Origin of the sequence: Sphaerisporangium viridialbum (assembly GCF_049674955.1) — a bacterium.
GTDB classification, from domain to species: domain Bacteria; phylum Actinomycetota; class Actinomycetes; order Streptosporangiales; family Streptosporangiaceae; genus Sphaerisporangium; species Sphaerisporangium viridialbum.
This window is the reverse complement of the sequence record NZ_CP187232.1, coordinates 8205409-8227755: the sequence shown is the minus strand read 5'-3', so window position 1 is coordinate 8227755 and position 22347 is coordinate 8205409. Positions and strand designations below refer to the sequence as shown.

General features: G+C 69.7%; 20 protein-coding genes. 8 read left to right on the top strand and 12 right to left on the bottom strand.

Going from position 1 to position 22347, the window contains the following annotated elements; translation table 11 throughout:
- Window position 1: 1 nt before the first annotated feature.
- A complete protein-coding gene (gene fxsT, locus ACOZ38_RS37020) occupies window positions 2-3970 on the top strand; it encodes an FxSxx-COOH system tetratricopeptide repeat protein (protein ID WP_424535636.1) in 3969 nt (1322 codons plus the stop codon).
- Between the two features lie 18 nt (window positions 3971-3988).
- On the opposite strand, the gene ACOZ38_RS37015 is transcribed toward fxsT, so the two are convergent.
- Both ACOZ38_RS37015 and ACOZ38_RS37010 read right to left on the bottom strand, forming a co-directional pair.
- Entirely contained in the window at window positions 3989-4927 is a 939-nt protein-coding gene (locus tag ACOZ38_RS37015; RefSeq protein ID WP_424535635.1) for an alpha/beta fold hydrolase, read from the bottom strand.
- 447 nt (window positions 4928-5374) lie between these two features.
- Window positions 5375-6133 (bottom strand): pirin family protein, encoded by a 759-nt coding sequence (locus tag ACOZ38_RS37010; RefSeq protein WP_424535634.1) that lies wholly within the window; start codon window positions 6131-6133, stop codon window positions 5375-5377.
- Between the two features lie 113 nt (window positions 6134-6246).
- Here ACOZ38_RS37010 and ACOZ38_RS37005 point away from each other — a divergent pair, with 113 nt between their 5' ends.
- Both ACOZ38_RS37005 and ACOZ38_RS37000 read left to right on the top strand, forming a co-directional pair.
- Entirely contained in the window at window positions 6247-7029 is a 783-nt protein-coding gene (locus tag ACOZ38_RS37005) for a maleylpyruvate isomerase family mycothiol-dependent enzyme (RefSeq protein ID WP_424535633.1), read from the top strand.
- Window positions 7030-7088: 59 nt separating this feature from the next.
- Window positions 7089-8222, top strand: coding sequence for a M20 family metallopeptidase (locus ACOZ38_RS37000; protein ID WP_424535632.1), 1134 nt, complete (start codon window positions 7089-7091; stop codon window positions 8220-8222).
- Window positions 8223-8239: 17 nt separating this feature from the next.
- Here ACOZ38_RS37000 and ACOZ38_RS36995 read toward each other — a convergent pair whose 3' ends face one another.
- From ACOZ38_RS36995 to ACOZ38_RS36975, 5 genes are all read right to left on the bottom strand, one after another.
- Window positions 8240-8437, bottom strand: coding sequence for a hypothetical protein (locus ACOZ38_RS36995; protein ID WP_405140781.1), 198 nt, complete (start codon window positions 8435-8437; stop codon window positions 8240-8242).
- 86 nt (window positions 8438-8523) lie between these two features.
- Entirely contained in the window at window positions 8524-9420 is an 897-nt protein-coding gene (locus ACOZ38_RS36990; RefSeq protein ID WP_424535631.1) for a hypothetical protein, read from the bottom strand.
- Between the two features lie 16 nt (window positions 9421-9436).
- Window positions 9437-10024 (bottom strand): hypothetical protein, encoded by a 588-nt coding sequence (locus ACOZ38_RS36985; protein ID WP_424535630.1) that lies wholly within the window; start codon window positions 10022-10024, stop codon window positions 9437-9439.
- A gap of 60 nt (window positions 10025-10084) precedes the next feature.
- The gene (locus ACOZ38_RS36980; RefSeq protein ID WP_424535629.1) at window positions 10085-11239 is read right to left on the bottom strand and encodes a hypothetical protein; all 1155 of its coding nucleotides are present in this window, start codon (window positions 11237-11239) and stop codon (window positions 10085-10087) included.
- Window positions 11229-11654: a hypothetical protein gene (locus ACOZ38_RS36975; RefSeq protein WP_424535628.1), complete on the bottom strand. Its 426-nt coding sequence runs from the start codon at window positions 11652-11654 to the stop codon at window positions 11229-11231. The genes ACOZ38_RS36980 and ACOZ38_RS36975 overlap by 11 nt, the downstream gene beginning before the upstream one ends.
- Before the next feature lie 516 nt (window positions 11655-12170).
- On the opposite strand from ACOZ38_RS36975, the gene ACOZ38_RS36970 reads away from it, so the two are divergent.
- Complete coding sequence (locus tag ACOZ38_RS36970; protein WP_424535627.1) at window positions 12171-13424, top strand: serine hydrolase domain-containing protein; 1254 nt, start codon at window positions 12171-12173, stop codon at window positions 13422-13424.
- Here the strand turns inward: ACOZ38_RS36970 and ACOZ38_RS36965 are convergent.
- From ACOZ38_RS36965 to ACOZ38_RS36950, 4 genes are all read right to left on the bottom strand, one after another.
- The gene (locus ACOZ38_RS36965) at window positions 13412-13753 is read right to left on the bottom strand and encodes a hypothetical protein (protein WP_424535626.1); all 342 of its coding nucleotides are present in this window, start codon (window positions 13751-13753) and stop codon (window positions 13412-13414) included. The two genes, ACOZ38_RS36970 and ACOZ38_RS36965, sit on opposite strands and share 13 nt — an antisense overlap.
- Window positions 13754-13878: 125 nt before the next feature.
- A complete protein-coding gene (locus tag ACOZ38_RS36960) occupies window positions 13879-14262 on the bottom strand; it encodes an MmcQ/YjbR family DNA-binding protein (protein WP_424535625.1) in 384 nt (127 codons plus the stop codon).
- The gene (locus ACOZ38_RS36955; RefSeq protein ID WP_424535624.1) at window positions 14259-14537 is read right to left on the bottom strand and encodes a VOC family protein; all 279 of its coding nucleotides are present in this window, start codon (window positions 14535-14537) and stop codon (window positions 14259-14261) included. Before ACOZ38_RS36955 ends, ACOZ38_RS36960 begins: the two co-directional genes overlap by 4 nt.
- A 201-nt stretch (window positions 14538-14738) precedes the next feature.
- Window positions 14739-16433 (bottom strand): SpoIIE family protein phosphatase, encoded by a 1695-nt coding sequence (locus ACOZ38_RS36950; protein ID WP_424535623.1) that lies wholly within the window; start codon window positions 16431-16433, stop codon window positions 14739-14741.
- A 486-nt stretch (window positions 16434-16919) separates the two neighbouring features.
- Between ACOZ38_RS36950 and ACOZ38_RS36945 the strand changes: the two genes are divergently transcribed.
- From ACOZ38_RS36945 to ACOZ38_RS36935, 3 genes are read left to right on the top strand one after another with little or no spacing between them, the layout of a single operon-like run.
- Complete coding sequence (locus tag ACOZ38_RS36945) at window positions 16920-17876, top strand: methionine ABC transporter ATP-binding protein (protein WP_424535622.1); 957 nt, start codon at window positions 16920-16922, stop codon at window positions 17874-17876.
- Window positions 17873-18529, top strand: a complete 657-nt coding sequence (locus ACOZ38_RS36940) for a methionine ABC transporter permease (protein ID WP_405140770.1) — start codon at window positions 17873-17875, stop codon at window positions 18527-18529. The genes ACOZ38_RS36945 and ACOZ38_RS36940 overlap by 4 nt, the downstream gene beginning before the upstream one ends.
- Before the next feature lie 53 nt (window positions 18530-18582).
- Window positions 18583-19407: a MetQ/NlpA family ABC transporter substrate-binding protein gene (locus ACOZ38_RS36935; protein WP_424535621.1), complete on the top strand. Its 825-nt coding sequence runs from the start codon at window positions 18583-18585 to the stop codon at window positions 19405-19407.
- Here the strand turns inward: ACOZ38_RS36935 and ACOZ38_RS36930 are convergent, their stop codons facing one another.
- Complete coding sequence (locus ACOZ38_RS36930) at window positions 19408-20031, bottom strand: TetR/AcrR family transcriptional regulator (RefSeq protein ID WP_424535620.1); 624 nt, start codon at window positions 20029-20031, stop codon at window positions 19408-19410.
- A gap of 228 nt (window positions 20032-20259) precedes the next feature.
- Here ACOZ38_RS36930 and paaZ point away from each other — a divergent pair, with 228 nt between their 5' ends.
- Window positions 20260-22293, top strand: coding sequence for a phenylacetic acid degradation bifunctional protein PaaZ (gene paaZ / locus ACOZ38_RS36925; RefSeq protein ID WP_424535619.1), 2034 nt, complete (start codon window positions 20260-20262; stop codon window positions 22291-22293).
- Window positions 22294-22347: the final 54 nt, after the last annotated feature.

The following is a 22347-nucleotide window of genomic DNA, read 5'->3' as shown; positions in this document are numbered from 1 at the left end:
GATGAATGGCGTCCAAGAAGGTCAAATCATCACCTTCTACTCGTACAAGGGTGGAACCGGACGCACCATGGCGCTGGCGAACACCGCCTGGATCCTCGCCAGCAACGGATGGAAAGTCCTGACCATCGACTGGGACCTGGAGTCCCCGGGGCTGCACAAGTTCTTCCATCCCTTCCTCACCGCCGGCATCAGCGACATGCCGGGGGTCATCGAGATGATCCAGGAATACGCCTGGGCCGCCGTGCTGGACGAGCCGCGTTCCGACGACTGGCACAAGGAGTACGCCCAGGTCTCGCCCTATGTCACCACGCTCAAATGGAGCGAGTTCCCCGGCGAGGGCCGGCTCGATTTCATGTCGGCCGGGCGGCAGAACCGCGACTACTCATCCCTGATCGCATCTTTCGACTGGGACCACTTCTGGGAGCAGCTCGGCGGCGGCCTGTTCTTCAACGCCCTCCGCGCCGACGTGAAACAGAATTACGACTACGTCCTCATCGACAGCCGCACCGGCCTCAGCGACATCGCCGACATCTGCACGATGCACCTTCCCGACGCCCTCGTCGACTGCTTCACGCTGAGCGACCAGAGCATCGAGGGGGCCGCCAACGTCGCCCGGGACGTGAGCAGGGCGGACACCAGGAACATCGAGATCTTCCCCGTCCCCATGCGCATCGAGGAGGGCGAGAAGGAGAAGCTCGACGCGGGGCGGGCGTACGCCTGGAGCAAGTTCGACAAGTTCCTCTCCGGCCCCGGCAAGTCCGACCCCGACCACTACTGGGCGGCCGTCGAGATCCCCTACAGGCAGTTCTACGCCTTCGAGGAGACCCTCGCCGCCTTCGGCGACCTCCCCGGAGCCCCGCGGTCGATGCTGAAGGCCTACGAGAGCCTCACCGAGGTGATCACCAAGGGCAAGATCAGCCCGTCGCCGATGGACGAGAAGCTCCGGCTGCGCTACCGAGATCTGTTCACCCGGGTCAGGCCGGTCGCGCCCGGTGACGTGGTCCTGAGCTACGTGCCGGAAGACCGCATGTGGGCCGACTGGTTGCAGTCACTGCTCATCCGGGCGGACTTCCGGGTGCAGATGCGCGCGGAGACGGCCGAGGAGCCGTCCGTCCCCGCCCCGGAGCCCGTGACCGCCGACCACTTCGTCGCGGTGATCTCGCCCGCCTACGTGCGCTCGCCGCACACCCGTGAGCTGTGGAGCAGCCTGACGAGCGGGCACAACTCGGGCGCGCATCCCATCATCGTGCCGGTGCGGGTGGCCGACATGCGCCTGGCGTACCCCTTCAGCGACCCGCCCGCCGTCGACCTGGTGCGCGCCGACGAGGACCAGGCGACCATGGCGCTCATGCGCATCCTCGGCCAGTCGCGCCGGGACGTCCAGACGCTGTCCGCGACCGCCACGGCGGGACCGCGGTTCCCGAGGGCCAAGCCGGTGATCACCAACCTGCCGACCCGCAACGCCCTGTTCACCGGGCGCGGGTCGTTGCTGGAGAAGCTGCGTGACCAGCTCATCGGCGGGAGCACCACCGCGGTCCTGCCCCAGGCGCTCCACGGGCTCGGAGGCATCGGCAAGAGCCAGGTGGCGCTGGAGTACGCCTACCGTTTTCTGGCCGACTACGACGTGGTGTGGTACGTCCCGGCCGCGCAGCCGGCGCTGGCGATCCCCGCGCTGGTCGAGCTGGCCAAGCACCTCGACATCCCCGTCGGCGAGAACCTCGAGGACGTCCTGCAGGCGCTGCGCCGCCAGCTGCGGCGGAGCGAGACCCAGCTGCGCTGGCTCCTGATCTTCGACAACGCCCACGAGCCGACCGACATCGAGAACCTCCTCCCCGGCGGCTCCGGGCACGTCATCGTCACGTCCAGGAGCCAGGTGTGGTCGCAGGTCGCCACGCCCCTGGAGGTGGACGTCTTCACCCGTGAGGAGAGCGTGCAGCACCTCGTGCAGCGGGTGCGCGGGCTGAGCCGTGCGGACGCCGAGACGGTGGCCGAGTCGCTCGGCGACCTTCCGCTCGCGATCGAGCAGGCCGCCGCCTGGCTTCAGGAGACGGGCATGTCCCCGGCCGAGTACGTCACCCAGCTCAAGACCAAGATGTCGCAGGTGCTGTCGCTCAACAAGCCGACCAACTATCCCACCCCCGTGGCGGCGGCCTGGGAGGTGTCCTTCGAGGAGCTGCGGCAACGCTCGCGGGCCGGCACCAGGCTCCTGCAGCTGTGCGCCTTCTTCGCGCCGGAGGCCATCTCCATCGACATGCTCTACAGCGACGAGACGGTGGGCGCGCTGGTGCCCTACGACGCGGCGCTGCGCGAGAAGCTCGTCATGGGCAGGGTCATCCAGGAGGTTAGCCGGTTCGGGCTGGCCCGGCTCGACCAGGCCACCAAGTCCGTGGTGGTTCACCGGCTCGTCCAGGGAATGGTCCGGCACCGCATGAGCGAGCTGGAGAAGATCCAGGCGTCCCGGGAGATCCACAACATCCTGGTCGGCGCGCGGCCCCGGCCCGCCGAGGTCGACGACCCCGAGAAGTGGCACCAGTACGACGCGATCTGGCCGCACCTCGACCCCTCCGGGGCGATCGAGTGGGGAGAGGAGGCCACCCGCAACCTCCTGATCGAGCGCGTCCGCTACCTCTGGCTCCGCGGCCAGTTCGACGCGGCCATCGAGCTGGGCAAGCAGCTCGAATCGGCGTGGATGGAGCGGTTCCCGGCCCTGCGCGACCGGTTGAACGGCGTGGCCACCTCGTCCGACGACATCGAGCTGGAGACGGTGGAGCGGCAGATCCTCCACCTGCGCTTCCAGATGGCGAACGTCCTGCGGTCGCAGGGAAGCTATGTGGAGGCGCGGCGCACCGACACCGAGGTCCTGGCGCGGCAGCGGGCCGTGCTGGGGGAGAACCACCCCCACACGCTGATGACCGCGGGCGGGCTGGGCGCCGACCTGCGCGCCCTTGGCGAGTATCCCGCCGCGCTGGACATGGCGAGGGACACCTTCGACCGCCTGAAGGAGTGGTTCGGGGAGGACCACCCGCGCACCCTGTCCGCGGCCAACAACATGGCCGTGTCGTTGCGGCTGGTGGGCAAGTTCGCCGACGCGCGTGACATCGACAACGACACCTACGAGCGCCGCGTCACCGTCCTTGGTGAGAAGCACCCGAACACGCTGTTCTCCGGGGCCAACCTCGGCGGTGACCTGCGGGACGCCGGCGAGTTCACCAGGTCGGTCGAGTTGCTGAAAGAGATGTACGAGCAGCACCGCACGCTGCTCGGCGAGGACTACCCGTACACGCTGCGCGCCGCCAAGAGCCTGGGCGTCTCGCTGCGGAAGGCCGGGATGTACCAGGAAGCCTTCCAGGTGACGGAGCAGACCAGCAAGCTGTTCGAGAAGGTGTACGGGCCTGAGAGCCCCGACACGCTGGTGTGCCTGGTCAACCTCGCCTCGGACGTGGCCGCGCTGGGCGAGAAGCCCAGGGCCCGGGAGATCGCGAACAAGGCATGGCAGGAGTTCCGGCAACTGCTCGGAGTCGATCATCCCTACACGCTGGTCGCCGCCAACAACCTGTCGATCTACATCCGGGAGTCCGGCTCGCCGGCGAAGGCCGCGGAGATGGCGTCGACCACGTTCCGCCACATGGCCGCCATGCTCGGCGAGATCCATCCCTACACCCTGTGCTGCGCGGTGAACTACGCGAACTGCCTGGGTGACCTCGACGACTGGAGGGGAGCGCTGGAGCTGGAGCGCTCGACGTTCCGCCGGCTGCGCGACACCCTCGGCCCCTCGCATCCGGACACCCTCGCCTGCTCGGCCAACCTCGCGGCCACGTTGTTCTCGGTCGGGTTGGGCGAGGAGGGGCAGCAGGTGCGTGAGGAGACCCTGAACGCCTTCCGCGAGGTCCTCGGCGAGAGCCACCCGCTCCTGGTCTTCCTGGAGAGCGGCCGGAGAATGACCCTGGACCTCGAGGCGCTGCCGGTCTGACTCAGGTGCCGGTCCGGCTCAGTGGAAGGAGGCCCTGTCCGCGGTCAGCCACGAGAGAATGCTGGGCAATGCGTAGATTGCCGAGAAATGTCCCACGTCGGGTTGGATGAGGGCCTCCGCCGTGGGCATTTGGCCGGCGAGCCACTCGGTATGCCGCACGGGCGAGAAGACGTCTTCCGCCCCGTGCCAGAGCCGTACAGGAATCGAGATATCGGCGGGGTCGAAACCCCATTCGGCCCTGAATGCCACGCCGTCGTCGATCCATCCATCGGCGGAGACCTTGAGCGCCTCCACGTAGCCATCGGACAGCGATTTTCGGACCACCGCGTTCGCGACGATGCGCCGATCGGAGGGGGGCAGCTCATGGAAGAAACCGCGGATCAGGCGCGTGGGAAGCTCCTGAATGTCCTCGGTGACCGGTTCCAGATAGTTCGCCAGGTATGACGCCCCCAACTCGGCGGCCTTGTACTCCTGGATATTGGACTCGGCCATATCGCCGAACCAGTCGAGACCCTTGGCGTCGGGCGGTGCCAGCGTCACCAGGGTCGCGGCGCGCGTCACCCGGTCGGGCAACAGCGCGGCACACGCCAGCGCGTGCGGCCCGCCGCCCGACCGCCCGACGACCGCGAAGCGGTTGAGCCTCAGCGTGTCGGCGACCACCTTGACCTGGAACGCGCCATCGCTCACCTGGCGGTTCTCGCGGCGGCTGGAGTCGCCGTACCCCGGCCTGTCGAAGCAGATCAGGCGGATCCGCTGGCGGAACAGGGATGACGTCTTGGGCAATGGGCCGATGCGGCAGCCAGGGGTGCCGTGGAGGAAGAAGACGGGCGTGCCGGAGGGATCGCCCCATTCGGTCACCGCGAGCTTGCCGCCACGCCGGTCGTCGATGAGAGTCGTTGGCACATCGTGCCGCGTCGGCACATTGCCCATCGCGGGCATCTTGTGCGTGGTCGGCACGTCTCTCCCTAACTGAAAGCGTTGTCACGCCGAGGGAACTGCACACGGTCAGTGAGATCTCACCGAGGTGCCTCCCGGCGTGTAACCGCACAACGCACTTGGCATGGTCTGACGCAGGCGTGGCACGACAATGGAACGTGCCTCTCGGGCCTGGGAGGCACCTTGAGGACGTTCCACCGGCGACCCCGCCGAACTGCGAAGCAAAGGTCCCCCAACCTTACGCGGCCTGGGTAACCGTTACCATACCGCCCTCTCGGTCAAGGGGACCCCTATTCACGTTCCCGCTTCTCCTCATAGTGGCTTTGGGGGATAGTGTGCGAGGATTTTCCGTTCAGGCGTTCCCATAGCGGCGTGGATTCGATTACGTCTCCACGACCTCTCCACTGTTTCACGTAACCGCTGAAGTGTCCGTATCTGGAGTGCCAGGCTCTGCTGACCCCGCGGTGATCAGGCCGCGATGGTGGCGTGCATCTCCCAGAGGAGGATCTCGGCCGGGTCGGTGGCGGTGACGCGCTGACCGCCGGTGCCGGTGAAGCGGACGGCGTCACCCTGGGCGAGGGCGCCGGCGCCTTCGAGGGTGACGTTGCCCTGGGGGACGAACAGGTGCAGGAAGGGCGCCTCGGGGAGTTCGACGCTCTCGCCCGGCTTCAGCCGCGCGACGTGGAGCGCGGCGTACTTGTTCTTGATGCGGATGGCGGACCGGCCGTCGTGCCGGGGCATTCCGGAGGCGACGGGGACGAGGCCGCCGCGCAGCAACTCGTCGTCGATTTCGAGCTGCTCGTACCCGGGGGCGATGCCTGGCTCATCGGGAACCACCCACATCTGAACGAAGTGAACCGGCTCCTGGTGGTCGTCGCCGCCGTTGAGCCGCCAGGCGTCGTTCTTCTCCGAGTGCAGGATGCCGGTGCCCGCGCTCATGCGCTGGGCGAGGCCGGGGTAGATGACGCCCGAGTGTCCCTCGGAGTCCTGGTGGACCAGCGACCCGCGCAGCACCCAGGTCACGATCTCCATGTCGCGGTGCGGGTGCGTCTCGAATCCCATGCCGGGCTTGACGATGTCGTCGTTGTTGACCAGGAGCACGCCGTGGTGGACGTTGCGGCGGTCCTGGTGGTGGCCGAACGAGAACGAGTGCTTGGAGTCCAGCCAGTCGATCTTCGTGGCGAACCGCTCCTCGGCCCTGCGGACGTCGACGGTGGGTGTGCTCATGTCTGTCCTCCCGGTTTGGTTGAAACTTTGAACAACTCCGATGTCTCGCTGCTTCCACGCAGGTCAGAACGCTGCAGCCACCGGCGGACGGAGCACGGTCTACGCTCCCTGGTATGAGCGTGGAGATCGAAGGTCGCTGGTCGCACGAAGACTACTGTTCGGCGCTCGAGGCCGAACTGGGGCGGTTCGCCGGGGCGGTGGAGGGCGCCGACCCGGCGGCGGAGGTGCCCACCTGTCCGGGATGGACCCTCACCAAGCTACTCAAGCATGTCGGGATCACGCAGCGGTGGGCCGAGCACCTCGTGCGTCACCGCGTCCGCGAGCGGCTGCCGTCCCGCGACGTGCCGGTCACCCTGCCGGACGACGACAAGGGCTATCCGGGCTGGCTGGCGGCCGGGGGCGCGACCCTGGTCGCCACGCTGCGGGAGGCGGGTGCGGACGCCGAGGTGTGGTCGTGGGGCGCCGACCAGCACGCGCACTTCTGGTCCAGGCGGATGCTCCACGAGTGCACCGTCCACCGGGCCGACGCCGAGATCGCCCTGGGACGCGAGCCGAGGGTCGATGCCAGGGTGGCGGCGGACGGCGTGGACGAGCTCCTCGACAACCTGACGGCGGCCACCTGGGTGGCCGGCGCCCTGAAGGAGCTCGGGGAAGGCGGCGAGGTCCTGCACTTCCACGCCACGGACGTCGACGAGGGCGGGGAGTGGACCGTGACGCTGGGACCGGAGGGCTTCTCCTGGGAGCACGGCCACGGCAAGGGCGACGTCGCCGTGCGGGGCACCGCGAGCGACCTCCTGCTCCTCGTCTACGGCCGCCTCAAGCCCGCCGACGCCCGTTTCGAGGTGTTCGGCGACCGGGACCTGCTCGCCCGCTGGCAGCGGAAGACGGCACTCTGACCCGCCGCTCGGCGTCGACGTCTATGACAGGGGTGGGCCGGGGACGAGACGATTGATCCGTGGACGCCGAACCCTTTCCCGCCACGGGCGGGGAACCGCCCGAGTCCTTTCTCGCCATGGCGGAGGAACTGCTCGCCGTTCCGTCGACGGCCGACCGGCCGGGCGAGCTGTGCCGGGCGCTCGACCTCGTGCTGGACTTCGTCGGGCCCGGTTTCACGGTGGAGCGGTTCGAGTCCAACGGCAAGCTGAGCGCGCTGGTGTACCCCGGCGCGGCACGACCGCGCTTCGAGGTCATCCTCAACGCCCATCTCGATGTCGTGCCCGCTCCGCCGGACCAGTTCCGCCCCCGCCGCGAGGGCACCCGCCTGTACGCCCGGGGCGCCCAGGACATGAAGGTGTCAGCGCTGGTGCAGGCCCAGGTCTTCCGGGAACTGGCCGCCGGCCTGCCGTACCCGGTGGCGCTGCAGCTCGTCACCGACGAGGAGGTCGGCGGGCGCGACGGCACGCGGTACCAGCTGGAACAGGGCGTCACCGGCGACTTCGTCATCATCGGCGAGGGCAGCGGGCTGCGCATCGTCACCGACTCAAAGGGCATGGTGGCCGCGAACCTCACGGCCGTCGGCCGGAGCGCCCACGGCGCCTACCCGTGGCTCGGCGACAACGCCCTGCTCAAGCTCCTGCGCAGCCTGGACAAGGTGCTGGCACGGTATCCCGTCGCCACCGAGGAGGCCTGGCGCACCACCGTCAACGTCGCGCGCGTCGAGACCCCGGACGCGATCCGCAACCAGGTGCCCGCCGCGGCGGAGGCGTGGCTCGACATCCGCTTCCCGCCCGAGGACGCGGACCTCGGCGGCAGGACCGTCCAGGAGATCACCGCGTACCTGCGGACCTTCTGCGAGCCCGGCGTGACGCCCGTCGTCGGCCACGTCGACGCGCCGCACCACGCCGATCGGGACAATCCCAAGGTGCGCGGGCTCCAGCGGGCCGCGCGGAACCAGGGTTACGACGCGGGCTTCCTGCGCAAGCACGGCGCCGCGGACGGCCGCTTCTACTACCAGCGGGGCGTCGACGCCGTCATCTTCGGCGCCGGGGGCGACGGCCAGCACGGACCGGACGAGCACCTGGACATCACCACGATCGTGCCGTACCACCGGGCGCTCAGGGAGTTCCTGTGTGAGCCCCGGCCCTCGTGATCAGCCGGGACGCCCGTTCACAGGCAGCGGCCCGCCTCGCCCCAGCGGCGGGCGTCGAACGCCTGCTCGGGGACGTCGTGGGGATGGCCGGTCTCGACCTCCTCGATCATCTCGCTCGGCAGGACGCGGGCCGGCAGCTCGCCGAACCTGGCGTAGCGCAGAAAGGCGTACTCCTCGTCGGTGAACCGCTCCGTCGATGCGCCGCTCTCAGCCATCGGCGACCTCCTTAGCCGGATTCCATTGTCGCCAGCCGTTCACCGCGCCGCAATGCGCGGCAGGTGCCGGGCGGATGAATGTGACATCACAGGGCATCGCGTGAATGGATGATGTTCTTCCAGCCGGGCCCGAGGGCGTCCGCGTACGCCGCGCGCTCGTGGGCGAGCTCGGCCCAGTTCTCCGGCCTCTCGGCGACCGCCAGGCAGTCGCTGCCATGCAGCCCCCACACCTCCGCCTCGACCCAGCACAGCCGCCGGTACTTGCGCGGCGCCACGACCTGCGAGCCGAAGTCCCACCCCACGGCCGAGACCGGCTTCCCTGAGAACTGCCTGGCGGCCCTTTCGACGTACGCCTGCCTGGTGACCGTCCCGGGATGCAGGAACGAGAGGTCGAACCCGTTGAGACCGAGGCCGAAGGCGGCGAGACCGTAGAGGAACGTCGACCGTATGCCCCTTCGCGCGCAGAAGGCGGCGATGCGCTCCGCCCCCGCGCGGGTCCCGGCGTACGACAGGACGTACAGCCGCTTCAGCGGGTGGGTCTCCAGGTAGCGGCCGACCGCCGCGACGATCGTCGCCCCGGAGGCCACGGTGTCCCCGACCAGCAGAGTGCGCGCGGGCGCCGCGATCTGCGCGTACGACACCTCGACCCGGGCGGACTCCGCTGACACGGCCACCCGCGAGGTGGCGACCAGATTCAGCGGCAGGTTGTGACCGCTCTGCCGGGCCATTGCGTCACCGAGCTGGTACACCAGCCCCTTGCTCAGGATCATCAGCTCGGCCGTGTCGCCGGGGTGGAGCTCGTCGGCCAGATGGCCGAAGAAGTGGCGGCTCGACGCGAGGCACGCCCGGCGGAAGTCCGTTCCGACGAGGTTGCGGTCGAAGAGCATTCGTTCAAGAGCGCTGTTGCGCACCACGTACAACCGGGACGCGTGCGTCCCCGCCTCGATGAGCTCCGCGGTGCTGTCCTCGGCTTCGAGGATCACTCGGTCCTCCTGTCGGTCATCCGGGGATTAGGTCGAGCTGCCGCAACGCCTCCAGCATGGGTAGATCGGCTCCGAGGACGTTGTCGCGGTATTCGTCGATCGCCCTCCCGAGCCAGCCGGGCACGTGCGAGAGCCCCGGCAGGGCGTTGGCGTCCACGATGCGCGCCAGCTCTTCGCCCGCGGCGAGGAAGTCGTCGGCGATGGCCGCGGAGAGCGCGGCGACGTGCGGATGGACGTAGTCGTGAACGGTGACGCCTCGGTATTCGAGCGTGTCGGCCCGGTACTTGGAGTTCGGCGGCGCCACGACGATGACGGGCGTGCCGAAGGTGCCCGCCGCCGCCATCTCGACGCCGATGCCGAGGCCGCGCCTCTCTCGCGCGTCCACGATCACCGCCGTCGCGACCATGACCTGATACATGTCTCGACCAAACTGCCCAAGGGTGTTGTTCGGGTCGGTGATGGGGTCGTCGGGATTGAGGAAGACGACCTCGTGGGGTGCGGCTCCTTTGGCGACCTCCATCCTCTCGGTGTCGGACCAGGTGAGCTTCCCGGTGTCGGAGGCTCCCTTCGCGATGGACCCGGAGCAGTACACCGAAAGCTTCATTGGTGTTCCCTCGCCGTTCGTTCCGCCCGCGACGGACCTCGCGCGGGGTGGGTGGAACGGTCAGCCGAGCATCCGGGCCAGCTGGTCGGCCACGACCGCCACGTTGGACAGTGCGTCCCCACAGGTGGCGGCGGGACCGAAGTGCCGAGACCTACTGGCGCCGATGATCGCGAGCCTGAATGCGTTCGCCGAGCCGCTCCCATACAGCAACGACGTAATCATGCCGAACTCGGCGCTGGATCTCAGAAGAACGAGCTCCTTCCAGGTGGCCCCACGGTGGACGAAGTGGTCGACGCGCAGCCAGTGCAGCGCGAGGTCGAGGCGCCGGTAGGAGAGGACCCGTCCCTTCATGTCCTCCATCGAGTCGTTCAGCTCGCACGACAGCGGCCCTATCGGCAGGTCGGTGAGGATCGCGGTGTCCAGGTCGCGCACGTAGCTGCGCAGGTAGGCGGCCGACAGGAACAGGCCGAGGAGGCTGTCCGCGTCGCCCGGCATCGGGCCGGGCAGGGTGCGCTCGACGAAGCGCTTGACGAACGCCTGCCCTTCCAGCCGCTCGGGCGACCTGGCCATGGCCCTCTCCACGCGCCCGTACGGGCGGTGCCATGCGCGCGCGACCGCGTGGACCACGCCCGAGAGGCCGCCCTCCGGAGTCAGCGCCCGGCTCCACAGCTCGGCGATGCCCACGGACGTCGGTTTTCCGGAGTGCGGATACCACGCAAGATCGGGCTCTATGTGGAACCGTTGCGACGTCGAATATGGATTGTTCTCGTCGCGGCGATACTCCCGGACTTTCATGTCCCGGTACGCCGTCAGCTCGGGGGTGGGGGACGTATGGCGGATCAGCCCCTCGTGGATCAGCGGCTCGACGGCCCGGAGGAAAACGCCGAACCACGGCAGCTCGAACATGTAGGACGAGGGGAACAGGAGATAGGCGTCCGTCAGAAGCACCGCCAGCCGCGTGGCCCTGAGCGACTGTTCCAGGATCTGGCCGACGTCGCCTCTGGTCACGTCCTTTCCGTAACAGGCCAGAATCTCGGGGTTGACGTACTGGATGAACAGCGAACGCTCGCGCCGGTAGGAGCCCCCGACGGCCGGCTCGGGCCGCCGCTCGTCCAGCAGGATGTTCACGTAGAGGTCGCGTGCCGCAGTGAAGGCGTCTCGCCGTGCCATCACCCGCTGGACCAGCTCCCCGCGGGACTCCGGCTCAGCGCTCATCGTCGTCGTCCACGCCCGGGAACAGGTGCTGGTCGCGTCCGGCGGTGTAGGAGTCGCGGCCGGCGGTGATCTGCTGCACCACGTTGAAGGAGTCACGCGCGGCGAGTTGCCGCACGTCGTGGACGAAGTCCTGCAGTTCGGGAGCCGCCTCGGCGTGCTGGGCGAGGAAGGCGGCCAGGAGCGTCGCCCAGCGTCGCCGCTCGTCCTCCACGGCCGGCTCCAGCGGGCCGGAGGGCGATCGGAGGCGCTGCTCGCTCGCCTCCAGCTCGCGTTCCAGCTCCGCGGGGTCGACCTCGGCGTGGCGGCTGAAGATCGCGGAGAAGCGCGTCTGGACCGCTTCCCAGCTGTCTCTGGTCATGGCCTGGACCAGTGCTGTTCCCGCGGCGCCGGCGAGGGTGACCAGGGCGGGGTCCATCGCGGATACTCCTTCGCTGCGATGCGTTCCCCACTGGACGGCTTGATTGTCAGGCTAGTATGCCGCGCCGTGTGGTGCTTTTCCAGGCCTTCTTAAATCGCGTTTGTCGGCGTTTTCGTGATCTGCCGTCGTACGCTGGTCAATGGCCGATTAAGGATGCCCGATAACCCGTTTTCTCAGGACTACGGACGATATATCGCGATTAATGGATTCCAGTCGCCCAGGGATGTACGAGGGGTTTGCTCAGCGGCGTGCTCAGCGGTCAGCCGCGGCCTGTTTCCGGGCACCGGCCGTGCGGCTCCAGGGCCGAAATTCCGGTGCTCGCCGAATCTCGCGTCCTACCAGTGGTAGCCGTGAGGGTAGGTGCCCGCGGCCACGACCAGCGTCCAGCCCGGAAACTCAGCAGCCCAGGAGCCGGTGTCGATAGCCTCCCGCCGTGTCGAAACGCCGTGCGGTGGGGCCGGTTCCCGTAAGATCCACTTTTGCTATTACTTCACCGTGATCGGGGGATCTGGGATGCTCACTCGCAGGGACACGTTCCGGCTGCTGACGGGCGCCGCGGCGGCCGGGTTCGCCGCCACGAAGACGGGACCGGCCATCGCCGAGACCTCCGCCGCCCGCGTCTGGCGGGTCACCGGCCAGGCCGCCTCCGGCCTGGCGTCGTTCGACAGCACTCTCAAGAGCTTCATGCAGGCGCGCACCATCCCGCACGCGTCGCTGGCCGTCGTGCGCAAGGGCAAGCTGGTGCTGGCCCGCGGCTACAACTGGACCGCGGACACGTCGTTCCAGGCGGGCCCCACCTCGCTGTTCCGCGTGGCCAGCGTGAGCAAGCCCGTCACGGCGACCGCCGTGATGAAGCTCGTCCAGGACGGAAAGCTGAGCCTGACCGCCCGGGTGGCGCCCCTGCTCGGCCTGAGCACGACCGCCGACGCCCGGCTCGGCAACGTCACCGTGCTCCACCTGTTGCAGCACCTGGGCGGCTGGGACCGCTCGGTCTCGCCCGACCCGATGTTCCAGGACCGCGCGGTCGCCAAGCTGCTCGGCGTTCCGCTGCCGGTGAGCCAGGCGCACGTCATGGACTACACGTCACGGCTCCCGCTCGACCTCGCGCCGGGGACGAAGTACGCGTACTCGAACTACGGCTACCTGCTGCTCGGGAAGATCATCGAGAAGGTGAGCGGCATGTCGTACGCCGCCTACGTGCAGCAGAAGGTGCTCGCGCCGGTGAAGATCAAGCGGATGGTGCTCGGCAGGTCCGCCAAGGCCCTGCGGCGGCCGACCGAGGCCCCGTACTTCGCCGCGGGGACCGGGACGACGGTGATCGACACCTCCGGGACGGTCGTCCCCGCCGCGTACGGCAGCTTCAACATCGAGAACATGGCCGCCCACGGAGGCTGGCTCTCGTCGGCCGTCGACCTGGCGAAGTTCACCACGATCTCCGACGCCGCCGGGGTGCTCACCTCGGCGTCCATCACGAAGATGTTCGCCAAGCCCTCCATCGGAGTCAACTCCGAGGGCTGGTACTACGGCATGGGCTGGATGGTGCGCCCGGTGACCGGCGGCCTGAACACCTGGCACAACGGCTCGCTGCCCGGCACCTCGACCCTCATGGTGCGCCGGTTCGACGGGCTGAGCTGGGTGGTGCTCTTCGACCAGCGCGAGGACCCGTCGGGGCTCAACTACGGCGACATCGACGGCCTGCTCCACAAGGCCGCGAACGCCGTCAAGACCTGGCCGACGACCAACCTCTTCCCGACCTACGCCCTCTGACCCGAGACGCCCGCCGAAGTGATCGCCTGTTCATCCGCCCCGCTCACACGCTGAGGCGCCGGCGGGTGAGCAGGAGCGTGCCGAGGGGGTCGCCCCGATCGATCATGGCGAGGCTGGCTCTCTCTCCTGTGGAGGGCGAGCAGCGCCACAGCGATGACGACGGCGGCCACGGCGAGCGTCGTGACCAGGAGCCACGGCGACGACGCGCGCACGAACCCCACCGTCGCGTTCATGACCGGGACCGCCACCACGAGCCCCACCATCGCCAGCATGATGCCGTCGCCGCCGGAGCGGCGCCCCCCACGCCGGGCCGGCCGTCGTCGCGCCATCGGGAACCTCCTTGGGATGAGGTGGTCACACCGACGAGTGTGAACTCGGGCACCGACAAAATCGGGTGCCAGATGGCCGGGTGGTCGCCGTGGGAGCGCGCGACCGCCGGTCGATCACCGCTCGATCACCGCTCCGACGGCCGCCCGGACGGCGCCGGGAGCTGCTCCTGCTCCTGGAAGTACGCGGCCGCGACGCGCTTGGGCACGGCCATGCGCCACGACTCCAGGACGAGCTCGCGCATCTCGGCCTCGTCGATCGCCGCCAGCCGGACCCGGACCCAGTTGTACCGCTCGTCGGACGGGATCGGCATGAGGAACTTGCCGGGCTCCGCCGCGACCAGCGCCGCACGCTCCTCCTTGGGGAAGCCGAACCCCATCAGCGTCTCGTCGGGGGACAGGGAGAGAAAGACGATGCGGCCGACCCGGAACTTGACCCGGTCACGGATCAGCTTCTCCTCGGAGCGGGGCAGGGTGCGCGCCAGCCGCCGCACGTCGTCGGCCGTGGTCACCGCCCCGCCCCCTTGAGCTGGACGGCGACGATCACGTTGCCGAGCGGGTCGCGGAAGTGCAGCGACCGGCTGCCCGGGTCGTCGTGGTAGCGGAAGCCGTCGGTCTCCTGGTCGTGCAGGACGGCGAAACCCAGCGCCTCCCGGTAGAAGGCGAGCGCCGCATCGGCGTCGTCCACCAGCAGCACCGTGCGCCCGAGCGAGGCGAAGGGGGCCATCGGCGGGCCGGCGTCCTGCGCTGGAGGGACGGCGGCGAGGGAGACATCGGGGATCGTCACACGGCGTACGTTAGCCGCGGGCACCGACATTCCGAGGACCCGCCGTCCACGGTCAACGGCTACAGGATGGAATCCATCTCCCGGCCATGGGGTCGAGCTGTGATCCCGGGGGGCCGTCTGCGCCCGTACCCGTCGAAACCAGGATCGGCCATGGTCGGCGACACTTATTGACACCAGATGATGGTCCGCGCCATCTGGCGATCATTGATCTGCCGGGCGGCGCACAGGAGCCGAGGCCGCGTCGGTGGTGCGGGTGAGGAGGAGGGCCACGTCGTCGTATTGCCTGGGGAGGGCGGCGATGATGGCGTCGCAGGTGGACTCCAGGGTGTCGCGGGGGGAGCCGAGCGCCTCCTGGAGGGCCGCGATGCCGCTGTCGATGTCCTGCTCGCGGCTCTCCACCAGGCCGTCGGTGTAGAGGGCGAGCGTGCTCCCGACCGGGATCGTCACCTCGGTCGTGGTGAAGGCCCCGGAGAAGGTGGGGTCGCCGAGGCCGAGGGCGAGCCCCGACGGCAGGGAGAGCACGGAGGCGGTGCCGTCGGGGTGGACCAGGATCGGCGGCGGATGCCCCGCGCGGGACAGTGCGCAGGTGCGGGTGGCGAGGTCGACGGTGGCGTAGAGGCAGGTTGCGCACTGGATGGACTCGATGTCCTCCGCCATGCGGTCGAGCCGGCGCAGCACCTGGTCGGGCTGCAGGTCGAAGCCGGCGAGCGCCCGTACGGCCGCGCGGAGCTGGCCCATCGCCCCGGCCGCCACCGCGCCGTGTCCCATGGCGTCGCCGATCACCAGCGCGATGCGGGTCTCGGACAGCGAGATCACGTCGTACCAGTCGCCGCCCACCGTCATGGCGCTCGCGGGCAGGTAGCGGTGCGCGACCTCCAGACCGGGCGGGACGGTGAGCGTGCGCGGCGCCAGGTCCTGCTGGAGCGCGTGGGCCGTGCGGCGCTCGCGGCAGTAGAGCCGGGCGTTGTCGATGCAGATGGCCGCCCGGGTGGCGAGATCCTCGGCCAGGGTTCTGTCGTGGTCGTCGAAGCGGGGACGGTCGGCGGTGCGGCTGAACGCGATGAACCCCAGCACGACGCCCCGCGCCGTCAGGGGCGCCGCGAGGAACGAGGTCTTCGAAAGGACGCTGATCGCCGACTCGCCCAGCATGCCGGTGATCCTGTCGAGCTCGCTGATCTCGAGGTCGGCCAAGGTGTAGAGGATGGCGGTGTCGCCGGTCATGCAGCGGTTGGCCGGGTGCCGCGCGCCGTAGTTGACGATCTCGTTGGCCGGGAAGACGGCGCGCCACTCGTCCGCGCCCGCGGGGCGCTCGCCGGTGCGGCGGGGGCCGAAGCGGATGGCCAGCCGCCGCACCCTGACCGACCCGTCGGCCGCGAGATCGGGATGGAGCTCGTCCCTCAGCAGGCCCTCGACGACATAGAGGCTCGCCGCGTCGGCGAACCTTGGCACGGCGATGTCCATGAAGTCCTCGGCGGCCTGCCGAGGGTCGAGCGTGGTGCCGACGTGGGCGCTCAGCTCGTGCAGCAGGGCCAGGCGGTCACCGGCGGAGGCGCCGGCGTCGGCGGGGGAGGGCAGGGAGGTGTCCGTGGCGGTGACCATCACCGCGCCCCACGCGCCCGGACGGGCCAGGGGCTCCCAGACGAACGCCACGTCGTGGACCTGGCCGTCGGCGCGCGCGACGGAGAGGACGTCGCTCCACCGCGCCCCAGCGGCCACCTGGGCGAGGACTCGCCGCACCGTGTCGCGACGGGTGCCGCCCAGCAGCAGGTCGCAGATGTCGCGACCCAGGGCCTTCTCGCGGGAGTGGCCGAACAGGCGGGTGGCGCCGCCACCCCACTCGGTGACGCACCCCTGCCTGTCGAGCACCAGGGCGGCGAACCCCACCAGGTGCGCCATGCCCGGGCGTGAACCCCACGGGTCGTCGACCGGTGACCCCGATCTCGCCGCACCCGCCACCAGACCCCCCTGGAAGAGATGGGACATCGTGTCCGGGCCGCTTGACGGCGCGGGGGCTCCTTCCCGGCCAGGTCCGCACCCATCCGCGGCTACCGTCAGTAAAGTAGCATCTACTCTTAGCCGTCTTTCGCGAAAACTCCTCAAAGTCGGCGGCCGGGCAGCTTGCCGCGACGCGGTTCCCCGGCCACGCAGCGGTTTTCCGTGCCCGAGAACGGCCAGATCCGGCCAGTGGCCCGAATCACACTTCCGATCGGGAATGGTGAGAATGCGTGGGGCGGTTGGCCTCAGCATGACGCTTGCCCCGCCTTTGACCTGGTCGTTGCCCTTGGCCGACCGGTCGATCCGCGGGTGTCGCGGCCGTCTCTGAAGGGGGATCTCCCTTACCCGGCCGTCCTGCCCGCCTCCAATTTCGGATATAACCTACCTGTGATACATGTTTCTGACCTGCGAAAGGTCTACGGCACCGGCGTCGTCGCGCTCGACGGTGTCGACCTCGGCGTGCGGGAAGGCGAGATCTTCGGTGTGCTCGGGCAGAGCGGCGCCGGCAAGAGCACGCTGCTGCGCTGCGTGAACCTGCTGGAGCGCCCGACGAGTGGCACCGTGACCGTCGCGGGCCAGGAGCTCACCTCGCTCGACCTCGCGGGGCTGCGCCGCGCCAGGCAGGGAATCGGCATGATCCACCAGCACTTCGCGCTGCTCTCCTCCCGCACGGTCGCGGGCAACGTCGCCTTCCCGCTGGAGGTGGCCGGGGTGCCGCGCCGGGAGCGCGGCGCGCGCGTGGGCGAGCTCCTGGAGCTGGTGGGGCTCCAGGGCAAGGCCTCGGCTTACCCCGCCCAGCTCTCCGGCGGCCAGAAGCAGCGCGTCGGCATCGCCCGCGCCCTCGCCGCGCGTCCCAAGGTGCTCCTCTCGGACGAGGCGACCAGCGCGCTCGACCCGGGGACCACGCAGTCGATCCTCGCCCTGCTCAAGCGGCTCAACGAGGAGCTCGGCCTGACGATCCTGCTGATCACCCACGAGATGCACGTCATCAAGAGCGTCTGCGACTCGGCGGCGATCATGCGCGACGGCCGCGTCGAGGAGTCCGGTACGGTCGCGGAGCTCATCGCCAGGCCCGGGTCGCTTCTCACCCGCGAGATCTTCCCGCTCCCCGAGCCCGCCCCGCCCGGCAGCGTCACCGTGACCTTCGCCGGGCAGGCGGGCGAGCCGGTCGTGTCGAGCCTGGTCCGCAAGTTCGACGTGGACGTCGACATCCTCGGCGGATCCCTGGAGGAGCTCGCGGGCGTGCCGGTCGGGCGCCTGCGGGTCAGGCTCGAAGGAAGGAACAGCGCCGAGGCCCTCGCCTACCTGCGCGAGCGCGGCCTGATCCTGGAGGAGGCCCGATGAGCGGCGACGACCTGCTGCAGGCGCTCACGCAGGCCACCGGCGAGACGGCACAGATGGTGTTCTGGTCGGCGCTGCTCACGCTGGTGCTCGGCCTGCCACTCGGCGTGCTGCTGGTCGCCACCGACCGCGGCGGCCTCATCCCCGCGCCCGCCGTCAAGGCCGTGCTCGGGGCGATCGTCAACGTCGGGCGCTCGCTGCCGTTCATCGTGCTGATGGTCGCGATCCTCCCGTTCACGCGCCTGGTCACCGGTACCACGATCGGGACGGTCGCCGCGATCGTGCCGCTCACGCTCGGAGCCGTCCCCTTCTTCGCCCGGCTGGTGGAGACCGCGCTGCGCGGGGTCGAGCGGGAGCTCGTCGAGGCCGCCCAGGCGATGGGCGCGAGCCGTACGAGGGTCGTGGCGAGGGTCCTGCTCCCCGAGGCCCTGCCCGGGCTCGTCGCCGGGCTGACCGTGACGATCGTGGCGCTGATCGGGTACTCCGCGATGGCCGGGGCGATCGGCGGCGGTGGCCTCGGCGACCTCGCGATCAGGTACGGCTACCAGCGCTTCGACACCACGGTGATGATCGTCACGGTCGTGCTGCTCGTCGTGGTGGTGCAGCTCGTGCAGAGCCTCGGCGACCTCCTCGCCCGCCGGCTCTCTCACAGGTAGCCATTCCCAGGGCTTTCCCCCATTGGCAATAGATGGATAAAAGGAGATATGACGTGCGCAAGTTGATCGGGGTAGTGGCCGTCGCCACGATGGCACTGGTGCTCGCGGGCTGCGGAGGATCGGGCTCGGAGCCGGCCGCCGCCAAGGACGACGTGCTCAAGGTCGGTGTCAGCCCGGTGCCCCACGGGGAGATCCTGAAGTTCGTCAAGGACAAGCTGGCCCCCGCCGCCGGGCTCAAGCTGGACATCGTGGAGTTCACCGACTACGTGCAGCCGAACGTCCAGCTCCAGGAGGGCCAGCTCGACGCGAACTACTTCCAGCACCGCCCCTACCTGGCCGACTTCCTCAAGTCCAAGGGCGGCAAGGAGCTGGCCTTCGTGCAGGCGGTGCACCTGGAGCCCCTCGGCCTGTATTCCAAGAAGGTCAAGAGCGTCGGCGAGCTGGCCGACGGCGCGACCGTGGCCGTCCCGAACGACGCCACCAACCTCGGACGCGGCCTGAAGCTGCTGGAGGACAACGGCGTGATCAAGCTCAAGCCGGGCGTCGGCACCGCCGCCACCGAGCGGGATGTCGCGGAGAACCCCAAGAACCTCCAGTTCAAGCCGCTGGAGGCCGCACAGCTCCCGCGCTCGCTCGAAGACGTGGACGCGGCCGTCATCAACGGCAACTACGCGCTGGAGGCGCAGCTCAAGCCCGCCTCCGACGCCCTGGTGCTGGAGAAGGCCGAGGCCAACCCGTACGCCAACGGTCTCGTGGTGCTCAAGGGCCAGGAGGGCGACCCGCAGGTCAAGAAGCTGGCCGAGCTGCTGGCCGGCCCCGAGGTGAAGAAGTTCATCGAGGACACCTACCAGGGCTCGGTGATCTCCGCCACGTCCTAGTCAGGCGCCGTCTTCGGCGGTCTCCTGGCGGAGGCCGTCGAAGGCGATCTTGCAGACGGTGTCGGCGAGGGCGTCGGCGCCCATGCCGCCGCGCGGCCGGTACCACTCGGTCAGCGAGTTGACGAGCCCGAAGACCAGGCGGCTCGCTACGGCGGGATCCACGTCGGGACGTACGTCGCCCTCGGCCTCGGCCTGCTGGACCAGCTCGCTCACCATGTGGTCGAACCGGCGGCGGCGGGCCAGCGCCTGGCGCTCCACCTTGGTGTTGCCCCGCACCCGGAGCAGGAGGGTGACGAAGGGGAGCCGCTCGACCAGCACATGCACGCTGCGCCGCACGAGGTGCTCCAGCTTGTCGATGGCGCGGCCCTCCATGGCGGCGGCCTCGTCCGCGACCTCGAACAGGCCGTCCAGGGCGCGGTCGACGGCCAGGCGGAGCAGCTCGTCCTTGCCGGTGATGTGGTGGTAGATCGCCGACTTGGTGATGCCGAGCCTGCGGGAGAGGTCCTCCATGCTGGTGGCCTCGTACCCGCGCTCGTTGAAGACCTTGACCGCGACGGCGAGCAGCGACTCGAGGTCGTAGCCGGGGCGGCCTCGTCGCGGAGGTGTGACGCGGGCGGTGGTCATCGCAGGAGTATCCCAGCCCTCCCTCCACGGGGTGTCGCGCGCCTTGCATACTGACCGAACGGCCGGTTAATAATGAGTTGTCGCCAGTTAAGGGTCGTGGTTCCGCCGCTGTCAAGGGCACCCCCTGGAAGCCGGCGAAAACGGGTAGGAGCGGAGAGGCGCACCAGATGGACGGGCGCCTGTCCGGACGAACGGCCGGTATGTGATTCCTCGATGGGGAGGTCCGCGATGGCCCCGCTCAGCAGCTACGTCAACGGTTCCTGGCAGGTCCCGGACGACGAGGGAGCCCCGCTGCACGACGCGGTCACGGGGGAGGAGGTCGCCAGGATCTCCTCCGCGGGGGTCGACTTCGGCGCCGCCCTCGCGTACGGGCGCCGCACCGGCGGTGCGGAGCTGCGCGCCCTGACCTTCCCGCAGCGCGCCGCGCTGCTCAAGGCGCTGGCCTCCCACCTGCGCGAGCACCGTGAGGAGCTGTACGAGCTGTCGCTGCGCACGGGGGCCACGCTAGGCGACTCGAAGTTCGACGTCGACGGCGGCATCGGGGTGCTGTTCTCGTACTCCAGCAAGGGCAGGCGCGAGCTGCCCGGCGACACGGTTTACCTCGACGGCGGTGTGGAGCCGCTCGGCAAGGGCGGGTCGTTCGCGGGCCAGCACCTCTACACGTCCATGCGGGGCGTCGCCGTGCAGATCAACGCGTTCAACTTCCCCGTCTGGGGGCCGCTGGAGAAGCTCGCGCCCGCGTTCCTGGCCGGGATGCCGTCGCTGGTCAAGCCGGCGAGCCAGACCGCCTACGTCACCGCGCGGCTGGTGGAGCTGATCGCCGGGTCGGGCATCCTGCCCGAGGGCGCGCTGCAGCTGGTCTGCGGGAGCGCGGGCGACCTGTTCGAGCACCTGACCGAGCAGGATCTCGTGGCCTTCACCGGCTCGGCGTCCACGGCCCAGAAGCTCCGCACCCACCCGGTCGTCGTGTCCCGTTCCGTGCGCTTCAACGCCGAGGCCGACTCGCTGAACTGCTCCATCCTCGGCCCGGACGCCGTCCCGGGCACCCCGGAGTTCGAGCTGTTCGTCAAGCAGCTCGTGACCGAGATGACGGTCAAGGCCGGGCAGAAGTGCACGGCGATCAGGCGCGCGTTCGTCCCGGCGGACCTGCTCGGCGAGGTGGCTGAGGCCGCCGCCGCTCGGCTGGCCAAGGTGACGGTGGGAAACCCGGCCGATCCGTCCGTGCGGATGGGGGCGCTGGCCGGCCTCGGGCAGCGTGAGGAGGTCCGCCGCGCGCTCAAGGCGCTGATCCCGGCGGGCTCGGTGGTGTACGGAGACCCGGAGCGGGTGGAGGTCGTCGGCGCCGACGCCGAGCGGGGGGCGTTCGTCTCGCCGGTGCTCCTGCGCGTGGACGACCCGGACCGGCCGGAGCCGCACGAGGTGGAGGCGTTCGGCCCGTTCAGCGCGCTCATGCCGTACACCTCGGCCGAGCGGGTGATCGAGCTGGCCGCGCGGGGCCAGGGCAGCCTGGTGGGTTCGATCGTCACCGGGGACCCCGCCTTCGCCCGCGAGGTGGTGCTCGGCACCGCTCCCTGGCACGGCCGCCTGCTGGTGCTGGACGCGGAGGCCGCCAAGGAGTCCACCGGGCACGGCTCCCCGCTGCCCGTGCTCGTGCACGGTGGCCCCGGCCGCGCCGGGGGCGGTGAGGAGATGGGCGGCATCCGCGGCGTACTGCACCACATGAACCGCACCGCCGTCCAGGGAAGCCCGGCGATGCTCTCGGCGATCACCGGCCGCTGGGTCCCGGGCAGCGAGCGCACCGTGACCGAGGTCCACCCCTTCCGCAGGCACCTGGAGGACCTCAGGCCCGGTGACACCGTGGTCGCGGGACCCCGCCGGGTGAGCCTTGAGGACATCGAGCACTTCGCGGAGTTCACCGGCGACACGTTCTACGCCCACATGGACGAGGAGGCGGCGAGGGCCAACCCGTTCTTCGACGGCAGGGTGGCCCACGGCTACCTGATCATCTCGCTGGCGGCCGGGCTGTTCGTGGACCCCGACCCGGGGCCGGTGCTCGCCAACTACGGGCTGGAGAACCTCCGGTTCCTCACGCCGGTCTACCCGGGGGACGAGCTGTCGGTCACGCTCACCGCCAAGCACGTCGACCCGCGCGAGGGCGCCCCGTACGGGGAGGTCCGCTGGGACGCCGACGTGACCAAGCAGGACGGGTCCTCGGTGGCGAAGTACGACGTGCTGACCCTGGTCGCAAGGCGCGAGACGTGAGTTGGGACGTACGGACTTGCGCCGGGACAGGTCGCGGAGCGAGACTGATAACTG